This window comes from Paenibacillus sp. PSB04, from assembly GCF_025809195.1.
Classification (GTDB): domain Bacteria; phylum Bacillota; class Bacilli; order Paenibacillales; family Paenibacillaceae; genus Paenibacillus_AQ; species Paenibacillus_AQ favisporus.
This window is the reverse complement of the sequence record NZ_CP081301.1, coordinates 5,299,224-5,323,033: the sequence shown is the minus strand read 5'-3', so window position 1 is coordinate 5,323,033 and position 23,810 is coordinate 5,299,224. Positions and strand designations below refer to the sequence as shown.

21 protein-coding genes are annotated in these 23,810 nt (G+C 52.8%); 18 read left to right on the top strand and 3 right to left on the bottom strand.

Annotated features, from left to right (window positions below):
• Window positions 1-4 precede the first annotated feature (4 nt).
• Window positions 5-664 carry a GNAT family N-acetyltransferase gene (locus K2F33_RS24585; RefSeq protein ID WP_263879175.1) on the top strand — a complete coding sequence of 220 codons (660 nt, stop codon included), beginning with the start codon at window positions 5-7 and terminating at the stop codon, window positions 662-664.
• A gap of 162 nt (window positions 665-826) precedes the next feature.
• Here K2F33_RS24585 and K2F33_RS24580 read toward each other — a convergent pair whose 3' ends face one another.
• The gene (locus K2F33_RS24580; protein ID WP_263879173.1) at window positions 827-3,259 is read right to left on the bottom strand and encodes an S-layer homology domain-containing protein; all 2,433 of its coding nucleotides are present in this window, start codon (window positions 3,257-3,259) and stop codon (window positions 827-829) included.
• Window positions 3,260-3,546: 287 nt separating this feature from the next.
• On the opposite strand from K2F33_RS24580, the gene K2F33_RS24575 reads away from it, so the two are divergent.
• The 5 genes from K2F33_RS24575 (at window position 3,547) to K2F33_RS24555 (ending at window position 8,648) form a co-directional block, all read left to right on the top strand.
• The gene (locus K2F33_RS24575) at window positions 3,547-4,533 is read left to right on the top strand and encodes a phosphotransferase enzyme family protein (RefSeq protein ID WP_263879171.1); all 987 of its coding nucleotides are present in this window, start codon (window positions 3,547-3,549) and stop codon (window positions 4,531-4,533) included.
• 193 nt (window positions 4,534-4,726) lie between these two features.
• Window positions 4,727-5,404 carry a response regulator transcription factor gene (locus K2F33_RS24570; RefSeq protein WP_076165949.1) on the top strand — a complete coding sequence of 226 codons (678 nt, stop codon included), beginning with the start codon at window positions 4,727-4,729 and terminating at the stop codon, window positions 5,402-5,404.
• Window positions 5,401-6,777: a sensor histidine kinase gene (locus K2F33_RS24565; protein WP_263879168.1), complete on the top strand. Its 1,377-nt coding sequence runs from the start codon at window positions 5,401-5,403 to the stop codon at window positions 6,775-6,777. The genes K2F33_RS24570 and K2F33_RS24565 overlap by 4 nt, the downstream gene beginning before the upstream one ends.
• Window positions 6,778-6,843: 66 nt before the next feature.
• Entirely contained in the window at window positions 6,844-7,968 is a 1,125-nt protein-coding gene (locus K2F33_RS24560) for an ABC transporter permease (protein WP_263879166.1), read from the top strand.
• Window positions 7,965-8,648, top strand: coding sequence for an ABC transporter ATP-binding protein (locus tag K2F33_RS24555; RefSeq protein ID WP_263879163.1), 684 nt, complete (start codon window positions 7,965-7,967; stop codon window positions 8,646-8,648). Before K2F33_RS24560 ends, K2F33_RS24555 begins: the two co-directional genes overlap by 4 nt.
• Window positions 8,649-8,792: 144 nt before the next feature.
• On the opposite strand, the gene K2F33_RS24550 is transcribed toward K2F33_RS24555, so the two are convergent.
• Complete coding sequence (locus K2F33_RS24550) at window positions 8,793-10,277, bottom strand: sulfatase (RefSeq protein ID WP_263879161.1); 1,485 nt, start codon at window positions 10,275-10,277, stop codon at window positions 8,793-8,795.
• Window positions 10,278-10,425: 148 nt separating this feature from the next.
• Here K2F33_RS24550 and K2F33_RS24545 point away from each other — a divergent pair, with 148 nt between their 5' ends.
• Together K2F33_RS24545 and pepF are read left to right on the top strand one after the other, a co-directional pair.
• Window positions 10,426-11,313, top strand: coding sequence for an AraC family transcriptional regulator (locus K2F33_RS24545; RefSeq protein WP_263879159.1), 888 nt, complete (start codon window positions 10,426-10,428; stop codon window positions 11,311-11,313).
• Between the two features lie 95 nt (window positions 11,314-11,408).
• Window positions 11,409-13,208, top strand: a complete 1,800-nt coding sequence (pepF, locus tag K2F33_RS24540; RefSeq protein ID WP_263879158.1) for an oligoendopeptidase F — start codon at window positions 11,409-11,411, stop codon at window positions 13,206-13,208.
• A 118-nt stretch (window positions 13,209-13,326) separates the two neighbouring features.
• On the opposite strand, the gene K2F33_RS24535 is transcribed toward pepF, so the two are convergent.
• Window positions 13,327-14,310: an MBL fold metallo-hydrolase gene (locus K2F33_RS24535; RefSeq protein ID WP_263879156.1), complete on the bottom strand. Its 984-nt coding sequence runs from the start codon at window positions 14,308-14,310 to the stop codon at window positions 13,327-13,329.
• Window positions 14,311-14,490: 180 nt separating this feature from the next.
• Between K2F33_RS24535 and K2F33_RS24530 the strand changes: the two genes are divergently transcribed.
• The 10 genes from K2F33_RS24530 to K2F33_RS24485 all read left to right on the top strand — a co-directional run bounded on the left by K2F33_RS24530 (window position 14,491) and on the right by K2F33_RS24485 (window position 23,697).
• Window positions 14,491-14,901, top strand: a complete 411-nt coding sequence (locus K2F33_RS24530) for a PaaI family thioesterase (RefSeq protein WP_076165921.1) — start codon at window positions 14,491-14,493, stop codon at window positions 14,899-14,901.
• Window positions 14,902-14,939: 38 nt separating this feature from the next.
• Window positions 14,940-16,502, top strand: a complete 1,563-nt coding sequence (locus tag K2F33_RS24525; protein WP_263879153.1) for a class I adenylate-forming enzyme family protein — start codon at window positions 14,940-14,942, stop codon at window positions 16,500-16,502.
• On the top strand, window positions 16,499-17,479 hold the full coding sequence (locus K2F33_RS24520) for a zinc-binding dehydrogenase (protein ID WP_076165914.1): 981 nt from the start codon (window positions 16,499-16,501) through the stop codon (window positions 17,477-17,479). Before K2F33_RS24525 ends, K2F33_RS24520 begins: the two co-directional genes overlap by 4 nt.
• 22 nt (window positions 17,480-17,501) lie before the next feature.
• Complete coding sequence (locus K2F33_RS24515) at window positions 17,502-18,329, top strand: VOC family protein (RefSeq protein ID WP_263879150.1); 828 nt, start codon at window positions 17,502-17,504, stop codon at window positions 18,327-18,329.
• A 36-nt stretch (window positions 18,330-18,365) separates the two neighbouring features.
• On the top strand, window positions 18,366-19,163 hold the full coding sequence (locus tag K2F33_RS24510; protein WP_089547187.1) for an ABC transporter permease: 798 nt from the start codon (window positions 18,366-18,368) through the stop codon (window positions 19,161-19,163).
• Between the two features lie 89 nt (window positions 19,164-19,252).
• Window positions 19,253-20,344, top strand: coding sequence for an ABC transporter substrate-binding protein (locus tag K2F33_RS24505; RefSeq protein WP_263879147.1), 1,092 nt, complete (start codon window positions 19,253-19,255; stop codon window positions 20,342-20,344).
• Window positions 20,345-20,372: 28 nt separating this feature from the next.
• Entirely contained in the window at window positions 20,373-21,152 is a 780-nt protein-coding gene (locus K2F33_RS24500; RefSeq protein ID WP_263879145.1) for an ABC transporter ATP-binding protein, read from the top strand.
• A gap of 43 nt (window positions 21,153-21,195) precedes the next feature.
• Entirely contained in the window at window positions 21,196-21,888 is a 693-nt protein-coding gene (locus K2F33_RS24495; protein WP_263879143.1) for an SDR family oxidoreductase, read from the top strand.
• A gap of 139 nt (window positions 21,889-22,027) precedes the next feature.
• The gene (locus K2F33_RS24490; protein ID WP_145133775.1) at window positions 22,028-22,483 is read left to right on the top strand and encodes a MarR family winged helix-turn-helix transcriptional regulator; all 456 of its coding nucleotides are present in this window, start codon (window positions 22,028-22,030) and stop codon (window positions 22,481-22,483) included.
• A gap of 41 nt (window positions 22,484-22,524) precedes the next feature.
• The gene (locus tag K2F33_RS24485; RefSeq protein ID WP_263879141.1) at window positions 22,525-23,697 is read left to right on the top strand and encodes an amidohydrolase; all 1,173 of its coding nucleotides are present in this window, start codon (window positions 22,525-22,527) and stop codon (window positions 23,695-23,697) included.
• The last annotated feature ends 113 nt before the right edge of the window (window positions 23,698-23,810 follow it).

Here is a 23,810-nt window from a genome sequence, read left to right as displayed (position 1 = left end):
GGCTATGTTTACCCATGACCGCAGCGGACGCCTGCATCTGGTCAATGAACCTTGGCCTGGTTCAGACCCGGCTCCACGATTGTTTCTGGGAAGAACCACGGAGGGAGGGAGCGTTTGGCGTTTCCGTCACGACGTTCCTGACCAACTGGTGAAACAGCTGGAGAGATGGTGTGCCGAAGAGGCTGGGGTCGTTGACTTTCAAGACAGGCCGAAACATGAGAAGGATTATTGGAACCTGCTGCAAGGTAAAAAGATGACGATGGGGCCTTGCTTTTCTATTGAAAATGAAACGAGAGAGCCATCCGTGGATGTGCAGCGAATCACGCCGGAAAATGTAAGGCAGCTTGCGCGGGAAGGATTCGAATGGCTCGCTGACGAGATCAGCTATGCGCAGCCCTGCGTTGCGGTGGTACAGGAGGGCCGAGCCGTCTCCGTGTGCCGCAGCGTCCGCATCGGCACGAAGGCACATGAAGCCGGGCTGGAAACGTTAGAACAATTCCGTGGCAGGGGATACGCTGCTGCAGCGACGGCGGGATGGTCTGAAGCCGTCCGGGAGCTCGACTGTATTCCGCTATACAGCACCTCATACGATAATCTATCTTCTCAGCGCGTCGCGGGGAAAATGGGACTTTCTTTCTATGGCGTGAATTTTTCGATTTATTAATAAACGTGATCAGGGCGTTAGTTGTTTCGCGGACACGATTGTGGAATTCAAGAAGATCGATGAACTGAAGAGAGCGTGTTTGGACTTGTTCCAAACACGCTCTTATACTCTCAAGGCGATTTCCGGTTAGCTGGCCATCAAGTTCAAAGCAGCGTGTATCCGTTACTTGGAGCTTTGCTCCAGCAGCGAACGGAGGTCTGCATTGGTTCCTAACAGCCGAAGAATCATCGTGACGGCTTCGGCCCGGGTAACGGGTTCATTAGGGGCAAAACGGGTCTCGTCTCTGCCTTCGAGAAGTCCGGCTGCTGCGGCTTGTCCGATGATATCCTTAGCCCAATATGAATCGGCAATATCCGTAAAATGGCGTGCTTCACCGGTGGCCAGTTCAGATAAATCCGCCAGATTGGCCATCATTTGAGCCATTTCGGCCCGGGTCAGGCTGCGCCCGGCTTGGAAAAGCCCGCCTGCATTGCCCTTGACAATTCCATTGGAAGCCAGAATGCCTATGGACTCTGCCGCCCAATGATCATGCATATCCCTGAAGGTAACGACCTCATTCCCTTGCCGAAGCGCGAAAGCTCTAACAAGCAGTTCACTGATTTCCGCCCGACTAATCGGAAGGTCCGGCTTGAAGCTTCCGTCATCGTATCCGTTGACCAATCCAAGCCGGGAAGCCACCGCGATGTCTTTTGCCGCCCAATGCGTGTATGTATCGGCAAATCTCTCCGGATGGTTCATCGTCAGGGCGTGGCGGAACGAGGCAGCAATATCCTCTGCCCGGATAAACTTCCGGAATGAAGATTCCGGCATTTCCGGTATTGGCGTAGGAGTTGAAGTCGGTGTAGGCGTCGGTACAGGGGCCGGACTTGGTGCAGATGGTGTATCTGCCGGTTGGGAAGGGATAGAAACGACCGGCTTGGCTGTAACCGTTAGGTTCAGTGATTCACTCTTGCCCCCGTAGACGGCTGTGATCACAGTCGTGCCCGCACTCTTACCGGTTATCTCGCCGTTGGTAACCTCGGCAACCGCTGGATCGGCAGTAGTCCATACTGCTGACTTTGTAACGTCAGTTTCAGACTGATTCGAATACAGAGCTTTCAACAAGACCGATGAACTATGGCCAACCTCCATATGTAAGCTGCTTGCGCTGACGCTCAAGCGTGTCAAGCCCTGAACTGTTAAGCCTTTATCGGCTTGATTGCTTTCGTCGTTGCCGTCGCTTACCACAAAGCGGATGGTTCGATTTGATGGCTCCGATGCATTTTCAGAGCTGATGTAAGTTACGCTTCTAAAAGCTGACTCCCACTCAGAAACAGTGGCTGTTCCATTTTCTGAGGTCAGAGTCAACATACCAGAAACGGGATCGAAGCGGCCGATGATGTTGCCCATCGTCGCTCCATCGTTGGTGAACTGGAGCTCTTCCTTACCGGCATGATACGGGCTGACGATAGACACGCGGCCGGAAGCCAAAGTCTGATTATCGGGATCCGAGATGGACAGTGCTGGATCGACAGGGACGGTCCCGGCTGTATAGGAGGTTAAACCGGCGCTTGTTGTCACAACGGGCGGCTGTTTGGACACCTTTACCGTCTTGGTGGCGGAATTGCTGTTTGCGATTCCGTCGCTCACCGTGAACGAAATGGTTCTTATCGAGCTTGTATACGGACCTGTGGATGTATTGGAGTAAGTCACCGCTCGCAGCGCTTGCTGCCACTGGGCAATCGTGGCCGTTGCTCCGGATGAAGTCAGAGTCAATGTCCCTGTCGCTGCATTATAGCTCCCTGTAATGTTACCCATTGTCGAGCCGTCGTTTATAAAGGCAAGTGTATCTTCTTTTGAAAAAAAGTTTCCCGAAATCGTGACCGTGGCCGTTGACATCGTCTTGTTATCCAAGTCTGAAAGGGTAAGGCCGGAATCGATGGCAACGGGGATCCCTTTGAAGGTAGAGGTGCCACCCGTTGTTGTCAAAATCGGCGCCTGGTTGACCGCTGTCACCGTCACCGTTTTGTCTGCGGGATTGCTTGAAACGGTACCGTCATTCACCGTAAATGTGATGATGCGATTCGCCGTATCGGGGGTGATGGCCGTATTCGAGTATGTCACTGCTCGCAGGGCTTGCTGCCACTGGGTAATCGTAGCTGATGCTCCGGAAGAGGTCAGAGTCAACGTTCCGTTAAATGAATCGTAGCTTCCGAAGATATTTCCATATTGGGTCGCACTGTTATTCACAAACATAAGCAGGTCCTCGCCGGATTGCAGCCCGGATGTAATTCGAACCTGAGCCGAGGACAAAGTGGGGGTATCAGACTTCATGATGGAAATATTCGAATCCACGGTGACGGGAGTGGCTATTGTATTATTCCCTGCTCTAAAGCTGGTTGTTCCGTCACTGGTGGCAATTTGCGGCTGTGTGCTGGCATTCGTCATTTGGTTGGTATTTGGGGATGAATCATCTGCCGCACCTCCTTCGCTAACGATGGCAGCAGGTTGAGGGTCGTCCGCAGCGGATGCGGATTCGGGAAGAACCGAAGAGGTTACCATTTGAAATGCCCAGATCAGGGTAATGATTGCCGCGTACTTCGAGCGGTTGTTCATAAAATTCCTCCTATTTGCGTCATGAAATAAATCGTGCTGTTTCTATATAGATTGAACTAAAGCTGAGCATCGTGCCTTCTGTTAGCCGCCTGTAAACTTCATTTTCGATAGTTCATTCTATTTAGCTATAGAATATATCGGATTTCGCGAAGCCGGAGAGTATAGTTCGAAAAAAAATAGGGCCCACACACTCGCAGGGACTACGAGTAACAATCTATAAATTCAGCTGGACGTATGATAATCTTTTGGTTAGAAGGCATTCATCCCAATTCAAAGAGGTATAATCCATGACAAACGAAGAACTGGAGCGGCTGGCACAAAGGTTTGGCATTAAGGGAGCATCATTCGATTTTCTCCGGCATAACGAAAACGAAACATACAAGGTAAATGCGGGCGACGGCCGCAAATATGTTCTGCGAATCCATCAGCCTTTCCAAGAAGGGATGACCGGTAAGCAGCACACCTATGAAGGACTGCTGGGTGAACTGCATATGCTGGAGGAGCTATCCCATAACAGCGGCTTTAAAGTCCAGACCCCGATCCGTAATACGGAAGGGAGCTTGATCACCGTGATGGAGCATAATGGGCGTCAGCTGAATTGCTCCATGCTCTCATGGTTAGAGGGGAGGGACCTCAATAAAACGGATGTCAGCCAACCCGGATTGGTACGCAGGCTCGGCAGCCAAATCGGCGAGCTGCACACTTTTTTTCGCTGTTACCGTCACGAAACGTTGGAGAACCGGCCCAGCCAGGGGATGGATTACAATCGTTGGTTGGCGGAAACGGTCCGGAAAGGACTCAACCTAGGCCTGTTTACAGGATCCGATGTCGACATCATTGATGAAACCTTGCGGGAAATCAACAAGCTTTTAGCTGCGTCAGCTGAGACTCCTTCCGGCAGGCTAAATCTCGTTCATGGAGATCTGGGATTAGGGAACGTAATTATTTCACCCGAAGGGATCATGAGCTTTATCGATTTTGGTTTTTTCGGACAAGGCTACGAGCTGCTTGACGTGGCGATGGGGGCCATGATGGTGCCGCCCGAACACAGGGACGTGCTGTTGGATGGGTATTATGAAGCGATAGGACGCAGCATTAGCCCAGACGATAGGGTCTTGCTGGATGGCTTTGCGCTCGTGGCAATCATCGGATATTATGCATTTCAAATGCCGAATGAAGCGGTTCATGGGTGGATGCGGGAGAGGATGCCGCGCTTGTGCGCAGAATATTGCAAGCCGTTCCTGCAGGGTGAGCGGATCTTTTCCAAAGTGTAAGCTGTGAGCGGAAGCCGGAAGCCCAATGGGGCTTCTCTTTTTGTTGTTTAAGCCTGTTTTTTAGATGCAGACAGAGCGGGGAACAATGGGAACTAATCGGAGAGAAAAGTTTTGTATTGTTTTGTTCATATGCCGTTCATCTCCTTTTGATATATTGATCGTTATGAATGTTGTATAAAGTGGGGGAGTTTTGATGAGACAACTGCTGATTGTGGACGATGACAGCCATATCCGTGAATTGCTGAGGTTCGTCATGACGAGAGAGGGCTATCAAGTCTATGAAGCCGAGAACGGTATGGAAGCAGCCAAAATGATGGATAGGCATGACATTGACCTCGCCGTCGTGGATATCATGATGCCATATATGGACGGGTACGAGCTGTGCGAATATATTCGGGAAAATTACGATATTCCCATCGTTATGCTGACGGCAAAGGATCAGCTAACCGACAAGGAAGAGGCTTACTCCCGGGGAACAGATGATTACCTGACCAAGCCGTTTGAACCGGAGGAACTCGTATTTCGCGTCAAGGCGCTGTTCCGCCGCTATCAGCGCACCTCAAGCGATACGCTTTATTTGAACCGAATTGTGATCGACCGGAACAACGTGGAGGTCACCGATGGTCAGAGCGTCTTTTTGCTGCCGATGAAGGAATTTGAGCTGCTCTCGCAGCTTGCCCAGTATCCGGGAAGGCTGTTTTCGCGGGACGAGCTGATCCGGCTGGTATGGGGAGCCGATTACGAGGGGGATGACCGAACGGTAGATGTCCATATCAAGCGGCTTCGTCAGCGGTTTGCGGACTATACAGACGATTTCTCCATTCAAACAGTAAGGGGCATCGGGTACAAATTAGAGGTGCCCAAACGATGAAATCGCTGTACTCGCGTGTGTTTCTTATCACCCTCATTGTGATTGTTGTCAGCAGCACGCTCGGCTTTTTGGCTTCCAATATGTATTACCATGTCAAACTCAAACCGTTCAACGACGAGAAGCTCGTCGGAATCGCCAGCCAAATGAAGCAGTTCTTGGAGAATGAGCCTGCGGACGTCGATGCCTACCTGCAGAATGCGGCAGCGCTTGGATATCAGATTTATTTGACGGACGGGGACAAGGATGACCGCTATTACGGCCGCAGTTTTCGCAAAATGGACTTGAGTGAAAGTACCATATCGGGGGTTCTGCAGGGAGACATCTATCACGGGGTAGCCCAATTCCCGAACAAGCCTTTTATCTCCGGGTTCTTCGATAACCGGTTAAGCAATACGGTCGGGGTACCCGTCGCGGCAGGCGGCCGTCAATTCGCTTTGTTTATGCATCCTGACGTCATTTTGCAATTTGGGGAGCTGCGGATTTTTTTCGCTTTGGTCGGGATCTTGACGGTAGCCATCAGCGTCGTCTTGTTTTTGATCAGCACACGCTATCTCGTTAAGCCGGTGACCCGATTGTCGGAGGCAACGAAGCGTATCGCGCAGGGGAATTACAATATCGTGCTGCCGACCAAACGGAGGGACGAAATCGGCAGGCTCGCCGAGCATTTTATGGTCATGAGCCGGGAGCTGGAACGTACGGACGCGGCCAGACAGCAGTTTGTGTCCAACGTCTCGCACGAAATCCAGTCGCCGCTGACGTCGATTCAGGGGTTTGCCAAACTGCTTGGCGGGTCCCGTCTATCTTCTGAGGAATCTGCGCACTATGCATCTATCATCGAACAGGAAAGCCGCCATCTTTCGATGCTCAGCAAGCAGCTGCTCTTGCTGTCATCCCTGGAACAGGGACAGGTTGCAGTTAACCGGAAAACATTTTCCCTGCGGGATCAGGTTCGTCAGGCGGTTCAGATGCTCCAGTGGCGTATCGAGGAGAAAGAGCTTCTGCTGAAAATATCTATACCCGAATCCATAACGTTAACCGGGGACGACGTGCTCCTTATTCAGGTGTGGATGAACCTGATCGGAAACGCTGCCCAACACATTCCTGCGGGGAGGACCATCACCGTTCATGCCGAACAAACGCAGGCCGACATCAAGGTGGTAATCCGGGATACGGGCGACGGCATTGCCGCAGAGCATTTGTCCTTCTTGTTCGACCGTTTCTATCGCGCAGACCGGGCGCATGAACGGGGTTCCGGAAGCACAGGCCTTGGACTGGCCATTGTCAAAAGGATCGTGCAGCTTCACGAAGGCCACATCGAGGTAACCAGTTCACCCGAAGGAACCAGCTTTACCGTTACGCTGCCTGTGTTGTAATTTGCCATTCATGCGCCGTTCACATTCGCTTCCTATACTGGACTCATTCCAAAGGAGGGAAGCAGGATGTACTTAGCATTACGGGAAATCAGATTCGCCAAGGCCCGGTATACGTTGATTGCAGCCATCATGCTGCTGATTTCGTTTCTCGTGCTGTTCGTCACGGGTCTGGCCCAGGGCTTGGCCTATGATAATGCAGCATCGATCCAAAATATGCCCGCCACCCATTTCGTGCTGGAGCAAGGATCCGATCATCGCTTTACCCGATCACAGATCAGTGGAGAGAAGCTCGAACAGACCCGGTCCGTCGTGGGCGAAACGAATGCGGAGCCGCTGGGGGTGCAAATGACGAGCGTCGTTCTTTCCGGTGACATTCAAAAAATCGACGTTGCGCTGTTAGCCGTAAATCCCAAAGGATGGCTGGCACCGGATCTAACTATGGGGGCTGCGGAGAAACAGGAAACAGGCGGTGTCGTCGTGGATGAGAAGCTGGCGGAGCACGGCGTCAGATTAGGATCCATCCTGGTCGATCAAGCTTCGGGAACCCGGTGGACCGTAACCGGTTTTGTCAAAAATGAGTCGTTCAGCCACGCCCCGGCCGTGTTCTTGAGCAAGGAGGAGTGGATGGGGCTTCATTCGCCATCGTCTGCGCAATCAGGTTCCGGCAGTGCCGAAGGGCAGGCCTCATATAACGCGGTTGCGGTTAAAGCAACGGAGGTTCAGGTCTCTAAGCTTCAAAGTGCGGTTCCGAACACAGAGATCATTAAGAAGGCGGATGCTGTGTCGGCGATTCCCGGATACAAAGAGGAACAGGGTTCGCTTCTGATGATGATCGCGTTCCTGTTTGTTATCTCGGCGTTCGTGCTGGCTGTCTTCTTTTACGTCATCACGATTCAAAAAACGAGCCAATTCGGTATCCTCAAAGCGATAGGCACGCGCACTTCGTATCTGGCCGGAAGCGTGACGCTTCAAGTACTGCTCTTATCCGTTTTCAGCTTAGCGGTCAGCATTTTTTTGGTGAAAGTGTTAGAAATGGCGCTTCCCGGGACGATGCCGTTTCAGTTAGGGGCAGACATGCTGGCGCTTACCTGCGCTGCGTTTATCGCGATGTCCTTGGCCGGCTCGCTGTTTTCGGTGTGGAAGGTAGCCCGCATCGAAGCATTGGACGCAATAGGGAGGGCAGCAGCATGAACAATCGCTTGGAACTGCACGACATCACACGCACTTTTGCAGACGGTGGATTTCAGAGGACGATCCTGGACCGTCTCAACCTGAAGGTGGCGGAGGGGGAGCTGGTCGCCGTCATGGGACCGTCGGGCTCCGGTAAGAGCACATTTTTATCGATCGCTGGGGCGCTGCTGGAGCCAACCGGAGGAGACGTTTTGATAGACGGCAAGTCCATCATTGGCCAGAACAAACAAGCCCTTTCAGAGCTGCGCCTGCGGAAGATGGGTTTTATTTTTCAGAATGCCAATCTGATACCGTATCTCAAGGTGGAGGAGCAGCTGATGCTCGTGGCTAAGCTGGCGGGAAGCAGCAAGGAGGCTTGCGCGGCGAGAGCTGACGAACTGCTTCAGAAGATGGGGCTGACGCATCGGAAAAATGCTTATCCGCATAAGCTTTCCGGGGGTGAACGGCAGCGGGTGGCGATCGCCAGGGCGCTGATGAATGACCCCGCCGTATTGTTCGCCGATGAGCCGACAGCAAGCCTGGATGCTTCGCGCGGGTTGGAAGTTGTCGCCATGATTGCGAAGCAGGTCAAGGAGCAGCGGAAAAGCGCGGTGATGGTTACGCATGACGACAGGGTGCTCCCATATTGCGACCGGGTATTTTATCTGGAAAAAGGAAAGCTGACGGAGCATTCGGTGTGACATTCGATAAATAAGGTAAAATATACGATATAAGCCTGGGATCTACCCGAACAGCGGCGAAGGTCTAAATGGAACAAACGGCAATCCCCAACTCAGTTTATGAGGAGATTGCCGTTTTTTGTTTTATAAAGTTTTTGTAAAATATCACTGCGCCTTACGTCTGTATCCCTCCAAGCCGAGCCGAACGTATTGCTCTTCCGGCGCATCGTGGGCAGTCATCAGTTCCAGCATGTAACCGATTAATTTCTGCTCGATGTCCTCATCCCGGAACGGATGCTTCTGCCCGGGATCCTTCTCCATATCGAACAGCATCGTGCCGAATCCATGGTAACGTTCCAACGATTCCGAGGGGATTTTCATCTGGGACACACCTTTGGTAAATGCAAACGGAGGTGCCAGCTCGATGTTTTGCAGCTCCTCGACCGAAAAGCGTGTGCGCATATGCGTTGGCATGAGCGTGTAGTTGTAGAGCGGACCATTCTCTGGGCCTGCTGGGGCACGCATGTATACGTACCGTCCGTCCGTACAGTTCACATGGCCACCGTGCAAGCCGAATAACGCGGCCTGGCGCACCGGCGTATCCAGCGCAATGGTGTCTCGGAGGGGGCGCCCGGTCATATCCCCAGGGATTTCAACATCAAAGAACTCCAGCAGGGTTGGCGCTAAATCGATCGTCTGCACCAGGCTTTGTCTGCGCTCCCCATGAACGCCCGAACGCGGATCCCAAATATAGAGCGGTGTATGGGCCACCTCGTTGTAAAAAGGCTGGATGCATTTGGCCCACCAATCATGCTCGCCCAGCAGAAATCCGTGGTCCGTGTTCACGATCAGCATCGTATCCTGCCACATGGCGTTCTGATCCATTAAGTCGAGCACCTGACCGAGGTAGTGATCGCACATCGAGAGCAGGGCGGCATATTCATACCGCAAATGCTCCACTTCTTCCTGGGACTGCCGGACCTCTTCATACGGCGGCCAGTCGAAATGCTTGCCTTCATATGCATGAGGGTACAGCTTTCGAAACCGTTCCGGAGCCCGAAACGGCTCATGGGGGTCAAAGGTCTCGAGCTGCAGAAACCAGCGGTCCTGATCCGCATTCGCCCGGATAAATTCCAAACCCGCCTCAAAGGTTAACGCTTGCGGATAACGTTCTTCTTCCTTGGCAAACTCGCGGTTAATCCAGTCCTGGCGGAACATGCCCGTCAGCGGACGGTCGACGGCTTGCGGCGGAATGACCGGGTCCTTCAGCCGGCCTTTCCAGGCGTCGCCTTCCTGACCGCGGATGAACTCGTAGGTCGTATAGCGGCTGTGGTACGTCGCCCCGCCATCCTCCCAATAATGCTGATGATCCGTGACCAGATGCGTATGTACACCTTCGTTTTTCAAAATTTCCGGCATGGAATCGTCGTATGGCTCAAGCGGCCCCCAGCTCCGATGCAGGAAATTGTAGCGCCCGGTATGCAGCTCCCGGCGTGCAGGCACGCATGGCATGCTGCCGACAAAGCTGCGGTCAAAAACCGCCGTCCGCTCTTCCAATCGGCGAAAGTTGGGAAGATGCGTCCAATCGCAGCCATAGGAAGGAAGCATGCGCCGGTTTAACGTATCAAACATGACCATAATGGCCTTCATTCCATCATCCCTTTCTTGGACCAGGTCCTCTTTCATAGATCTATGTTAAAATAAACGAAAGATGATCCAGTAGAAAAGAACGATGATTTTCTCATAAAAAACGAACAACATGGCATTGTCATACCGAACCCGAGGTGGCTGTTGAAAAATGTTCCCTGATCCGATTGGAATCGTTCATGAACCCTACAAAGTGGTTCTGCAGTTTGCGTTTGAATGGATCCGCAGCCCGGAATGGAACGCTCCGGGGTACCGCAACCCCGGCGTTACACTGTGGTATATTCTGGCCGGCCGCCGCAGGCTGCTCGCTGGAGCACAAGCCTTTGACCTGCAGCCGGGAGAAGTAGTCCTGATTCCGCCAAACACCACTTTTATGACGGAAGGAGGGGAGGGGGAAGGAGGAGCGATCCATTATTTGTCAGCCAGTGTGTCAGCCTACATGCATGGGGTCGAGTGGTCCGAATTGTACGGGCTGCCTCCCCGCTTCCGGATTCAAAACATTGAGGATGGGCAAAGGCTTAAGGACAGCTGGTATAATCTTGTTCGTGCCTGGCAGCCGCGTGATTTGGAGAAGGCTTCCAGCAGAGGAGACGGTATGCTATCCATCTCCCAGGCCGCAAGGCAACTGCAGACACAGGCAGTCTGCCTGAACTGGTATGCCGAAATGTTCCGCGTTCTGGAGCCGCATCTGATGACCCCGGAACCGGTCATCGACGAGAGGGTGCGCGAAGTTTGCGCTTTTATTCAAAGATCGTATGCAGCTCCCATTAGACTTGGAGATTTGGCCAAGGTAGCCAATACGAGCGAGGGCCATCTGCGTCTTCTGTTCCGCACACATTTAATGGTGTCTCCTTACCAATACTTGCTGCAGGTAAGAATCGGGAAAGCGCAGGAACTGCTGCTTGCCACAAACAGGCCGCTTGCGGATATCGCCGCTGAAGTCGGGTTCGAGGAGTACAGCCACTTCTTGGCCACCTTCCGCAAAATCGTCGGCATGTCCCCTTCATACTACCGGAAGAACAATTCGTTGTATCAATAAAACGCTTACCGTTACAGTATCCATCTATGTTACAATGAAGCATATTGGTATTTATACAATGGTCAATTCAAGCACTTGGGAGAGGGGCTTTGCATATGTCGAAAATTTTAACACGGGCTGAAGTGCCGGTGGAAACCACCTGGAACCTGGATGATATCTTTGCTTCCAAAGAAGCATGGGAACAAGAATTAACTGATATTCAGCGGGATATCGGCACGGTGACGAAATATGAAGGCGAACTAAGTCAAGGCGCTGACACTTTGCTGGCCTGCCTGCAGGCCCAAGAAGAGCTTTCCGGCAGAATGAGCCGGGCAGGAGCGTACGCCTACCTGCATCAGTCCGGCGACAGCATCAATCCGGAGAATCAGACGAACGCTTCGAAAGCTCGCGATCTTGCGTCGCAGGTCAGCTCGGCGTTGTCTTTTATCAAATCCGAAATCATTGTGCTTCCGGACGGTACGATTGACCAGTACATAGCAGACCAGCCCGAACTGAAGGAATTCGAGCGCAGCCTTCGCCTGCTCCTACAAACGAAACCCCACCGCTTGACGGCGGAAACGGAGAAGGTGCTGGCCTCGCTGGGCGAGGTATTGGATGCCCCTTACCGGATTTATGAACGGAGCAAGCTGGCCGATATGACCTTCAAGCAGGCGGTGAACGGCCAAGGGGAAGAAGTACCGGTCTCGTTTGCCCTGTACGAGAATAAGTACTGCGAATCGCCTGATACGAAACTGCGCCGCAACTCGTTTAAAGCGTTCAGCGACACGCTGCACAAATACCGGAATACGTTTGCCGAGGCATACGGCACCGAAGTCAAGCGACAGGTCATTGAATCCCGTCTGCGCGGTTACGAGTCCGTGACTGATATGCTTTTGCAGCCACAGCAGGTCACCAAGGAGATGTACAATAACGTCCTGGATATTTTGCAGGAGGAGCTGGCGCCGCATATGCGCAGATATGCTGCTCTGAAGAAAAAGGTGCTCCAGTTGGATGAGATGACGTTTGCCGACCTGAAAGCGCCGCTCGATCCCGATTACAACCCGGAAATATCCTTTCAGGAAGCCGGTGAACTGATCAAGGAAGCTCTGGCTATCCTCGGACCGGAGTACGGGGAAATCGTATCGGATGCTTTCCGCAACCGCTGGGTGGATTACGCGGACAACGCCGGCAAACGCACGGGGGCTTTCTGCTCGTCGATTCCGGGCGTTCACTCGTACATTCTGATCAGCTGGTCCGACAGCATGCGCGGGGCGTTTACGCTCGCTCACGAAGTAGGGCATGCCGGCCATTTGATGCTCGCAGGGAAATACCAGCGGCTGACGAATGCCCGTCCGTCCCTGTATTTTATCGAGGCACCATCGACGATGAACGAGCTCTTGCTGGCGGATCATTTGCTTACGCGGTCCAATGAACCTAGAATGCGCCGCTGGGTGATTTCGCAGCTGCTCGGTACGTACTTCCATAACTTTGTGACGCATTTACTGGAAGGCGAGCTTCAGCGTAGAGTTTACGATCTGGCCATGAAGAATGTGCCAATCACTGCGGTAACCTTGTGCGAGCTGAAAGGCGATATCCTGTCATCGTTCTGGGGAGCGGACGTGGTCATCGACGAAGAAGCCAAGTTAACTTGGATGCGCCAGCCGCATTATTATATGAGCTTGTATCCTTACACCTATGCAGCCGGCCTCTCTGCATCTACTGCTGTTGCCAAGCTGATCCGGGAGGAAGGACAACCTGCAGTGGACCGCTGGCTCGAAGTGTTAAAAGCCGGTGGCTCTATGAGCCCACTGGAACTGATGAAACTGGCCGGGGTGGATATGTCTCAGCCCGATCCGATCCGGAGTGCGGCCGCTTATGTCGGTTCCCTGATCGATGAGCTTGAAAGTTTGTATTGATTTTTTTCATGAAAGAGACGAAAGGTCCGGATTTACCGGACCTTTCTTTTTTTTAGATCGAGATGGTTTGAGAATCGTACTACTTTTGCTGGATGTGTGGAATAACGGCTATGTGAAGCTAATATTGTACATTTTCAAAAACGGAATACTTTCCCCCGGACTCTTGCACCCGCAAGAGTTTTTGTCGTTCCAGGTAACGTACGTGTGCTGCGGTTTCCCCAAGCGCAAACCGTGCGCTGTCGTTGTCAAAAACTTTGGAGAACAGCCTCATGCTAATGTCATATATCGTAGTACCAGCGCTTCCAGCCTCATGTACAATGCCCAGGACATGATCGAGCCGCTCCTTATGGTGGGCGATCACCGATTCAAAATAGTCCGTTTGCGGCTGAAACACCGGTCCGTGTCCGGGCAGAACGGTGCGAACCATCCGTCTTTGCAGCGCGTTCAATGTCTCGAAATATGACTCAAGCGGATTCCCCTCATCCTCTTCGAACTGATAGGTGATGTTGGGCGTGATTTTCTGCAGCAGCAGATCCCCGCCAATCAGCGCCTGCCTCTCCGCATTCCAAAACCCCACGCTGCCCTCGGCATGACCGCCGCCAAGTACGATTTCATACAGCTCCCCGGCGAGCACGAGCGAGTCACCTTCGAGCAGGTTTACCCTTGTACCCGTAATTGGGGAAATTTGATGGAGCAGCCGCGAGTCCAGCTCAGCTACATCCTGAGCTAGCGTCTCCGGCATGCCGCTTTTTAAATAAAAATGGAGATTTCGCACCCCCTGCTCTTTGCTGAAATAACGCTCGGCCAAGGTAAACGTTTCGGGACTTGCGATAACGTCGGCTTCCGTCCAGCGCTGCATCTTACCGGCAAACCCATAATGGTCAGGATGGAAATGCGTGATGTAAATATTGCGGATATCAGAGGGCTTTACATTGAGTTGATGCAGCGTCTGCACCCATGATTTCTCGGTAACTAAGGTGTCCAGCCCGGGATCGATGACGCTCCAAAAAGACCCGTCCTGAACGAGATAGCTGTTCACGTGATTGAGTCGAAAGGGAAGCGGGATGCGAATCTGATAGATTTGCTTCAGCGGCGTCTCCATGAATTGATCTCCTCTTTGTCGAAGTTTAGTGAGAACTATAGATCAATGTCGAGCCCTGCGTCAATGACATATAGATTTTATTTGATTTTTTATAGAAAAGTTCAATTAGACTTTTAATTCCTACCGGTTTAGTATGAATAAAAATGTTTCACAGGCAAACAAAAAGGAGGTGAACCTCAAATGGCCGCCGTTTTAACTCGAGAAGCAATTGAGCCGGTTCTGACCGGTACGAAGTTTCATCAATTTCTGGGCATCCGGCTCGAAGAAGTGAACGAGCAGTCCGTTACGATCCGGCTGCCCTATAACGAGCTTTTTTATACCTCCGCCGACGGATATATCCACGGGGGGATTCTTGCCACTGTCATCGACATCGCCGGATATTTTGCCGTGTTCAGCCAGCTGAATCAGCCGGTACCGACGGTCGATCTCAAAATTGACTACTTGCGTCCCGGGAGGGCGGGGGATCTGCTGTTTACCGCTTCCGTAGTCAAGCTGGGGAGGACCGTCAGCATCGCCGACATCGTGGCTGCCGATACAACCGGTAAAGCGATAGCTATCGGAAGAGGATTGTTTAGCTCAAAACAAGAGTAAGAAGCCAACAATATTCAGAATACAAAGGTGGAGCAGCGATGAACTCTTACAATTTTGCAGAAATCATTCGTTCCTCGGCAGCCCGTGCTCCTTTAAGTCCTGCGATCATTGCCCAAGGGAGAACGATAAACTACGGTGAGCTTCAAAGCCGTACAAACCAGGCGGGCAATTTGTTTACCGGACTTGGTGTTGAGCCCGGAGACCGGGTGGCCGTGCTATTCATCAATGACTTCAGGTTTTTGGAAATCTGCTTCGGACTGATGACCATAGGAGCGGTTCCGGTGCCGATGAATTCGAAGCTGGGCGCAGATACGCTTGCTTATATTTACAGGGATAGCGGCAGCCGCTTGCTGGTCTACCACTCATCAATAGGGGACAAGGCAAAGATCATTCATCAGGAGGCTGATGTCGCGGCAAGCGTCATCTGCACGACGGAATCACATCTGGACAATCTCGGGCTGAATTCATTGGTGTATGATGAAATACTATCGTCACAGGATACCCAGTTGGACCTGTATCCGACCCGCGGAGGCGATTTATGCCTGCTTCCGTACACTTCCGGATCTACGGGAAATCCCAAAGGGTGCCGCCTCACTCACAGCGGTCAGCTGTGGAACGTAACGTCGATTGCCGAAATCCGCGACTTGCAGCAGGAAGACCGGATCGTGATATCCCTGCCTCTTTATCATAAGAATGCCATGCTGTCCATGAAGGCGGTGTTTTATTCCGGGTCATCTGCCGTTATCCTACCGGCGCCTGAGCCAGCGGCTATTTTTCATGCGATCGGGACGCATCGGGCCACTTATATTTCCGGCGTTCCAGCCCTGTACCGCATGCTTGTGACTCACTTGAAAGAGTCATCCGCTTCTTATGATCTCAGCTCACTGAAGTATGCGATATGCGGGTCGTCCGATACGCCGGTTGAACTCCTGGAGGACATCAAGCAGTGGATGGGCATCGAGGTGTATGAAGGTTACGGCCTTACCGAAGGAGGACCGGTTGTGCTGGAATCGCGTAAAGGTCTGCACAAGCCGGGATCGGCCGGCTTTCCGCTGCCGGGATGTTCGATTCGGATCGTGAATGCGACAGAAGCAGATGTCCCGGAAGGTACGATAGGCGAATTATGGGTGAGTAACCCCGGCGTAGCGGACGGCTATTGGAATCTGCCGGACGTGACGCGCAAACGGATTACCTCAGACGGCTGGCTCAAAACAGGAGATATGGCGTGGCAGGACGATGAGGGTTATGTCTACATTGTTGGACGCAAGGACGACATGATCAACGTAGGCGGCGAGAACGTCTATCCGAAGGAAGTCGAAAACATCCTGCTCCAGCACCCGCATGTCGAGGATGCCTGTGTTCTTCCGGTCCCTCACGAACTCAAGGGTGAGGTGCCCGCAGCATTTGTCGTATTGAATCATCCCACCGATCGTGAGGAAATCAAGCGCTTCTTCATCGAGCGGGGACCGGCCTATGCGCATCCTCGCGAGATTTACGAATTGGACGCTTTTCCGCTGACCGGTCCGGGGAAAGTGGATCGGACGCGGCTCAAACAAATGTTGGCCGAACAATTACAAAAAGGAGTGGGCAAATCGATATGAAAGCAGCGCTGATTCTTGAACATGGAGATCGAAACAATGTGGTGGTGGGGGATTATCCGAAACCGGAAGCCGGTCATGGAGAAGTTCTAGTCAGAGTTAAGGCGGTATCCCTGAACCATTTGGATATATTCGTCAGGAGAGGGATTCCAGGAAGAAAACTGGAGCTACCCCATATTTCAGGTGGAGATGTCGCCGGCGTCGTCGAAGAGATCGGATCCGGGGTCACGAACGTTAATCCCGGTGACCGGGTCCTGATCGATCCGCATATCCCGGGCAAAGGGGCACTCGGTGAGGATACGACGGGTGGACTGGCGGAATACGTAAAGGTTCCGGCAATCAATTTGATTCCTCTACCGGAAGACATCTCCTTTGACGAGGCGGCTGCACTTCCGATCGCTTATGGAACGGCCTGGCGGATGCTGATTACGCAGGGCAGGCTTCAGGCCAACGAAACGATTGTCATCTTGGGGGCTAGCGGCGGCGTAGGGAATGCCGCGGTGCTTATCGCTAAGCTGGCAGGGGCACGCATTATTGCGGCAGCCGGATCGGACAGCAAGGCGGAGAAGTTGAAGGAGCTTGGAGCGGATCATGTGATCAATTACAGCAAAACCGATTTTTCCAAGGAAGTATGGGCTTTGACGGACAAGCAAGGCGCGGATATTGTCGTGGACTATACCGGCAAAGCCACCTGGCCGCAGAGCATCAAAGCGACGCGCAAAGGAGGACGGATTCTGACCTGCGGAGCGACGACGGGATTCGAGGCCGTTACGGACCTCCGGTACGTATGGGTCCGTGAGATTTCGATCATCGGCTCCAACGGCTGGGGAGAGGGAGATCTGCATACGCTGCTGGATTTGGTAAGCCGTAAAAAACTGAAGCCGGTCATCGACCGCGTACTGCCGCTGGAAGAGATCAGGGAAGCGCACCGTTTGATCGAAGAACGGGAATTTTTCGGCAAGATTATCATTCATCCTTAAACAAGCCAAGGAGGAGCGAACCATGGGAGTCCAATTAACGTTTGATCATGCCGTACATTTTGTGAATAAACCTGAGCAAGCGCCGGAAGAACTTGCAGGGCTGGGGATTCATACGGTGAACGGCGGGAGGCACGAATCGGTAGGAACGTACAACGCGCTAACGTATTTTGATCTTCGCTATATCGAATGGATCGGCATTTTTGACCCGAAGCTGCTGCCTCCCCACCAGGATACCCAACGTTATGGGCTCGTGGATACGCTGGCAGGTGACGGTTATGTCGAAGGGCTCAGCCGGATCGCGCTGCGGACGGAGCAAATTGATGAGTTGGCGGAGCAGCTGGCCGCCGAGGGTAATCAGGTGATCGGTCCTGTAGATTGTTCCCGCAGAAGGCCGGACGGAAAACTGCTGGAATGGAAGCTGTTGTTCGCAGGATTGCCTGACGAAGGGCTGCCGCTGCCATTCTTCATCCAATGGAACGATTCCGATGAAGACAGAAGGGCCGAACTGACGGCAAACGGCACCATTACGGATCATGCCCGGGGTCCCATAACTCTGGATTATGTGGCGTTTACGGTTCGCGACTTGGGAAAGACGGTCAGCCGTTGGGAGAAATGGCTCCACTTTGAGGCCGGGGAAGCCGTCTATGATGACTATTGGAAGGGCAAGAAACAAGTCATTTCTCTGGGTTCGTTCCAACTGGTTTTTCTGGAGCCCGATCAAGAGGGACCCGCAAGGGAGTACTTGCAATCAAGGGGAGAGCGTCCGTTTCTTGTCGGACTGAACAGCGGTCAGGAGGGCTCACCAGAGCAGTACGTCAACATTCACGGTTCATTCTATCATTTGAAGTAGTCGTAGGGGACGCCTGAAGGAAAGGAGAGGCATCGCATGGCGTTACGTACCAAAAAAGACACTAAAGCGAAAAACCTATGGATCCGATTTGTTCAAATCGCATTTATTGCCGCACTGCTGGCGGGCATGCAGCTGGCGGTGTCCAAGGAGTGGGTGAGCCGGGTATTCTTGGCTTCCCCTTCCCAGATCGTACAGGAGTTCGTATATATGCTCAAAGAAAACACACTTTGGCCGCATTTGTCCGTTTCCCTGCAAGAGGTTGCGGTAGGGTATCTCATTTCGGCGGTGGCGGGCATCGGGCTTGGAGTGCTGTTCGTCTCATTCCCGTTATTGGAAAAGCTGATCGACCCGCTGATGGCGGCGATCATGGCCATTCCAAAGACGGCTATCATGCCGCTGCTCATTGTATGGTTCGGCATCGGCTTCAAGAGCAAGGTCGTCCTGGTCATTCTTTTCTGTTTTTTTAACATTTTATATAACACCGTTACGGGTTCCAAGCAGACCCGAACGGAGCATTTGAAGCTGGCCAAAGTGTTTAAGGCGAGCCGGGCGCAAACGGTATTCAAGGTTTTGCTGCCTTCGGCGCTTCCTTCCATTTTCAACGGGCTGCGTGTGACGGCGGCGACGGCGATCACCGGCGTCGTATTTGCCGAGATGGCAGCAGCGAAGAATGGGCTTGGTTTCCTGCTTAATGAGTCTCAGGCTGTGCTGAATACGCCAAGATTATATTTAGTCATCATTGTGGTGACGGTGTTATCCGTTCTGTTCGTCGGGCTGATCAACCTGATCGAGAGATTGGTATGCCGCCGGTGGATGCCGAGCCGGATCGCCTGATTATAAAATTATACATTGTACAAAGGGTGGGAAAGAGGAACATGTACTCAAATCAATGGTTACGCAAATCAATTAGCGGTGTTATCTCATTGTCCCTGGTTTTCACGCTCGCCGCTTGCGGCTCGTCTTCCAAGGATGCTCCCGCTTCCTCCAGCTCCACTGGTTCTTACGAAGCTGGAAGCGGCACGGAGGCAGCTTCAAGTACACTGGACAATACAACTGTGGATATCGCTTCAGGGGTTCCGCCATGGAAAGGGCGGGATAACAAGGAAGTCACCCTTACGGCCGGTTTTTCCAAAGGGATGACCGGAATTGCCAATCAGTTTGCCATTGACAAAGGCTGGTATGAGGATGCCGGCATTCATTTGAACTTTGTCGATACGATTAACCCGGTTGCGGCTTTCGGTGCCGGAGAGGTCGACATCGCCGACGGGGATCCCGGAACCTATATCCCTGCCATTGTGAACGGGGTGAAAATTAAAGTCGTCAGCAATATGTGGAGAAGCCGCGGGGCTTACTGGATTATCGCCAAGCCCGAAATCAAGACGTTTGCCGACTTGAAAGGCAAGAAAATTGGTTCTGCGCAGCCGATCGGAGGTATGCCGCTCACCTTGATGGAGGTGCTCTCGCAGAACGGCATCGACCCGAAAAAGGATGTTCAGCTTGTGCCGAACGGCGTGTATCAATCCGCTTACGCGACGTTTGAGTCGGGTGAGGTCGATGCCACGATTATTCACCAGCCGTTCGCAACGATGGCGGAGCAAGCCGGCAAGGGGAATGTGCTGGCCAAGACTTGGGAGTTTATGCCGAAATACCAAACCGGCGTGCTGGTAGCCAGCGAGAAGCTGATCAATGAGCAGCCAGAAGTAGTGGAACGCGTGCTCGAAGTGTATTTCTATGCCAACGAATACGCCAAAACGCATCTGGATGAATTCCTGCCTTGGGCAGCCAAGTATTTGAACCTTGATGAGAAGACGGCACGTACTGCAATCGAATCGGAAATCGTCCTCTGGGAGAACGATCCGATCGTCGATAAAAACCGCCTGCAAGTGACCGAGGATCTGCTGAATCAATACGGCATGCAGCGGGACAAAATCTCGGTCGACGGCACATTCGACAACACGTTTGCGGAGCGCGTCGCCAAAAGGCTGAAGCTGGGGAAATACAAGGCGAACAATTAAATGGGGAAGCGGGAAAGGAGCTGATGTCATGCCGACAATCGAGCTTCGGCATATTACCAAGGAATACGAAAATATCGATGAAGAGCAAACCTATGCGCTGCACGACATTAACCTGACGGTGCAGGACGGGGAATTTGTGTGCGTGCTTGGTCCAAGCGGTTGCGGAAAAAGCACGCTCCTGGAAATTACCGCGGGTCTGCTATCCCAGACGAGCGGAGAGGTGCTGCTGGATCAGGTTCCGCAAGCCGGAACCAGCCGCGACATCGGCGTCGTGTTTCAGGATTCCGCGTTGTTCCCTTGGCGGAGCATCCGCCGCAATATCGAATTCGGCTTGGAGATTGCCGGCGTCAGCCGCGAGGAGCGGCGCGCCAAAGTTCAAAAGACGATCGAGCTTGTAGGCTTGACTGGTTTCGAGGAGAAGTATCCACATCAGCTCTCCGGGGGCATGAGGCAGCGCGCCGGGCTTGCCCGGACGCTGGTAGCCGATCCGCGGGTTATCCTTATGGACGAGCCTTTCAGCGCGGTGGACCATTTGACACGGTTGACCTTGCAGGATGAAATGATACGTATTTGGGAGAAAGAGAAGAAGACGATCTTTTTTATTACGCATGATGTAGCTGAAGCCGTCTATTTGGCGACAAGAATTGTCCTTCTCAGTCCGCGTCCCGGCCGCATCCAGCAAATCTTCGACGTTCCGTTCGATCGGCCTCGTAACCGGAACGATATGGAGCTCTTGAGTATTGTGGAAAAGATTTATATGGCGATCAACAACCCGGTCCAGAGCCATGACACCGAGTATTTTATTTAACCGAATCAAAGGGACTAAAGACCGGATGATATGGGGGATTTCGATGAGAGTCATCATTACGGGGGGCAGCCGGGGGATCGGACTTGCGATTGCCCGGCAGCTGTCCATCGCCGGTCATGAACTGCTGCTGGTGGGGCGGAACGGGGAATCATTGGCCGAAGCGCGAACCTCGCTTGGTGGGAATGCACTGGTTTTCACGGCAGACCAGACGAGCGAGGAAACACCGGATCGGCTCATTATATATATGAAGGAACATCAATTCCAACCGGACGTTCTCGTCTTAAACGCTGCCGCTTTCTTCGATGACACCCGTTCTGTTATAGAACCCAAGGGTGAAGAGCTGGAACGCATCCTTCTGGCCAATGTCGTATCCAACTACAATTGGGTGCGAACTTTGCTTCCGCTTATCCGCCAAGGTGAATACCCACGCATTCTGGTCATCGGGTCGACGGCCGGATTGCGGGCGGATACTTCGCTGTACGGCATTTCCAAAGCGGCGCTCCGAAATTACGCGGTCGGTCTGCGGGAGGAGCTGAAGCCTGCCGGAGTCGGTGTGACGCTAATCCATCCCGGCGGTACCTTTACCGAGCGGCGCGTTCCCAATGAGCGAACAGCCCCGGACCGACTGCTGGAAGGCAGCGACATCGGTTTGCTGGTTGCAGCCATCTTGTCTTTAAGTCCGCAGGCGGTCGTCGAAGAGCTAACGGTCCGACCGATGCTGGGCGACACTTTTTAGACGATACTAGCTGGCATTGGAAAAGGTTCATTTCATAATTTCACGATGGGTCCTTGCGTTTGGTTGACGGATTTTGGAAGAATGGATAAGATGAGGTGAATGTTTCTGACGAACACAACAATTTAGAGGAGCGTTTGTATTGGATCAGTTTCATATTCAAGTGGACCTGGCCTTGGGACGGATGTTTGAAATTTATAATCTCCTGAATAAAAAACCAAAAGAATATGTGTCCGGCATGCTGCTGTATTATTCGGAAATCCATATGATTGAAGCCATTGGAAGGCATCAGGACTCCAATCTGACGGAGCTTGCCGGCATATTGAACATCACCAAGGGAACCGCCTCCAAGACGATCGCCAAATTGGGCTCAAAGGGACTCATCTGCAAGTTCCAGCGAGAGGATAACAAGAAAGAGGTCCATTTCCGGCTGACGGAGCTTGGACAGCTTGCATTCGAAGGCCATTACCGGTATCACGAGTCCCGAAGCTCGGATATCGACCGGGACTTCGACAGTTATTCCCCGGACGAGCAGAAGCTGATATTGCACTTTATTGAGCGCTATACCGAAGAATTAAGCCGGTACCTTGAAGAATGACAATGTATACTACATCATCGGAGTTAGAAGGAGGAATTCGTATGGCCAATCCCGGTATAACGAATACCGGTTCCGCTGCGAAGCTGCAGGATCGCTTGGTGGACATCCGCCGCAATCTGCATCTGGAACCCGAATTATCCAATGAAGAGTTCGAAACGACGCGCAAAATCAAAGCGTGGCTGAAGGAAGCCAATATTGAAATTCTGGATTTACCCAACCTTAAGACGGGGGTCATCGCCCAAATCGGCACTGGCAGGGAACCGATCATGGCCTTGCGGGCGGATATCGACGCGCTGCCGATCGATGAAGAGACGGACGTTCCGTTCCGATCCAAGTTTGCAGGAAAAATGCATGCTTGCGGCCACGATTTTCATACAACCGTCGCCTTGGGAGCCGCCTATCTGTTGAAGGAAAAGGAGCAAGAGCTTCAAGGAACCGTACGGATCATTTTCCAGCCGGCCGAAGAAACTGGACACGGAGCTAAAGACGTGGTGGACTCCGGTGGGTTGGAGGGCGTATCGGCGATCTTCGGCCTTCACAATTCGCCGGAGCTTGCGGTAGGGGAACTGGGCACATGCGAAGGCGCCATCACCGCCGGCGTTGACCGGTTCGAAATCGTCATTAACGGAATCGGTGCCCATGCGGCAACGCCTGAGAAAGGGACCGATGCGATCGTCGCCGCCTCCCAAATCATCCTGGCTCTGCAAACGATCACCAGCCGCCGGGTCAGTGCACTCGATGCCGTCGTGGTCAGCGTCACCCGAATCTCTGGTGGGAACACATGGAACGTCCTTCCTGGGACAGTGGAGCTCGAAGGAACGGTAAGAACGCTCGATGTGGAGGTTCAGAAACGCATTCCGGACACGATCCGGCAAATTATTGACGGAATCGGAGCATCGGCAGGGGTGTCGGCCGAGCTGAAATGGTATCCCGGACCGCTAGCCACGATCAACGACGCATATTGGGCCAAGTTCGCCAGCGATGCGGCGGAGGAATCCGGCTATGTCACCAAAGTGCTTGGACCAAGCATGGGAGGGGAGGATTTCTCCTACTATCTCCAGCACATCCCAGGCGCATTTGTATATGTAGGGTCTAACTCGCCCTATGCGCTGCATCATCCGAAGTTTAATCCGGAAGAGGACGCGCTGCTCCCGGCTGCGGAATATTACAGCCATCTGGCGGTACGCTGCCTCAACGAATTGAATACTCGATAAGCCGCGATCTTCGCGGCTTTTTTATTTCCCGGTTTGTTCCATTTGCTTCTGCATGCTCGATTTGCTCACGACAACTAGGCAAATGAGTGAAGACCGATCGATCCTTAAGCCAT

Excerpts from the sequence above, each read along its gene's own strand:
- K2F33_RS24585 (WP_263879175.1), top strand. The coding sequence starts at position 5 with ATGTTTACCCATGACCGCAGCGGACGCCTGCATCTGGTCAATGAACCT.
- K2F33_RS24580 (WP_263879173.1), bottom strand. The coding sequence starts at position 3,259 with ATGAACAACCGCTCGAAGTACGCGGCAATCATTACCCTGATCTGGGCA.
- K2F33_RS24575 (WP_263879171.1), top strand. The coding sequence starts at position 3,547 with ATGACAAACGAAGAACTGGAGCGGCTGGCACAAAGGTTTGGCATTAAG.
- K2F33_RS24570 (WP_076165949.1), top strand. The coding sequence starts at position 4,727 with ATGAGACAACTGCTGATTGTGGACGATGACAGCCATATCCGTGAATTG.
- K2F33_RS24565 (WP_263879168.1), top strand. The coding sequence starts at position 5,401 with ATGAAATCGCTGTACTCGCGTGTGTTTCTTATCACCCTCATTGTGATT.
- K2F33_RS24560 (WP_263879166.1), top strand. The coding sequence starts at position 6,844 with ATGTACTTAGCATTACGGGAAATCAGATTCGCCAAGGCCCGGTATACG.
- K2F33_RS24555 (WP_263879163.1), top strand. The coding sequence starts at position 7,965 with ATGAACAATCGCTTGGAACTGCACGACATCACACGCACTTTTGCAGAC.
- K2F33_RS24550 (WP_263879161.1), bottom strand. The coding sequence starts at position 10,277 with ATGAAGGCCATTATGGTCATGTTTGATACGTTAAACCGGCGCATGCTT.
- K2F33_RS24545 (WP_263879159.1), top strand. The coding sequence starts at position 10,426 with ATGTTCCCTGATCCGATTGGAATCGTTCATGAACCCTACAAAGTGGTT.
- pepF (WP_263879158.1), top strand. The coding sequence starts at position 11,409 with ATGTCGAAAATTTTAACACGGGCTGAAGTGCCGGTGGAAACCACCTGG.
- K2F33_RS24535 (WP_263879156.1), bottom strand. The coding sequence starts at position 14,310 with ATGGAGACGCCGCTGAAGCAAATCTATCAGATTCGCATCCCGCTTCCC.
- K2F33_RS24530 (WP_076165921.1), top strand. The coding sequence starts at position 14,491 with ATGGCCGCCGTTTTAACTCGAGAAGCAATTGAGCCGGTTCTGACCGGT.
- K2F33_RS24525 (WP_263879153.1), top strand. The coding sequence starts at position 14,940 with ATGAACTCTTACAATTTTGCAGAAATCATTCGTTCCTCGGCAGCCCGT.
- K2F33_RS24520 (WP_076165914.1), top strand. The coding sequence starts at position 16,499 with ATGAAAGCAGCGCTGATTCTTGAACATGGAGATCGAAACAATGTGGTG.
- K2F33_RS24515 (WP_263879150.1), top strand. The coding sequence starts at position 17,502 with ATGGGAGTCCAATTAACGTTTGATCATGCCGTACATTTTGTGAATAAA.
- K2F33_RS24510 (WP_089547187.1), top strand. The coding sequence starts at position 18,366 with ATGGCGTTACGTACCAAAAAAGACACTAAAGCGAAAAACCTATGGATC.
- K2F33_RS24500 (WP_263879145.1), top strand. The coding sequence starts at position 20,373 with ATGCCGACAATCGAGCTTCGGCATATTACCAAGGAATACGAAAATATC.
- K2F33_RS24495 (WP_263879143.1), top strand. The coding sequence starts at position 21,196 with ATGAGAGTCATCATTACGGGGGGCAGCCGGGGGATCGGACTTGCGATT.
- K2F33_RS24485 (WP_263879141.1), top strand. The coding sequence starts at position 22,525 with ATGGCCAATCCCGGTATAACGAATACCGGTTCCGCTGCGAAGCTGCAG.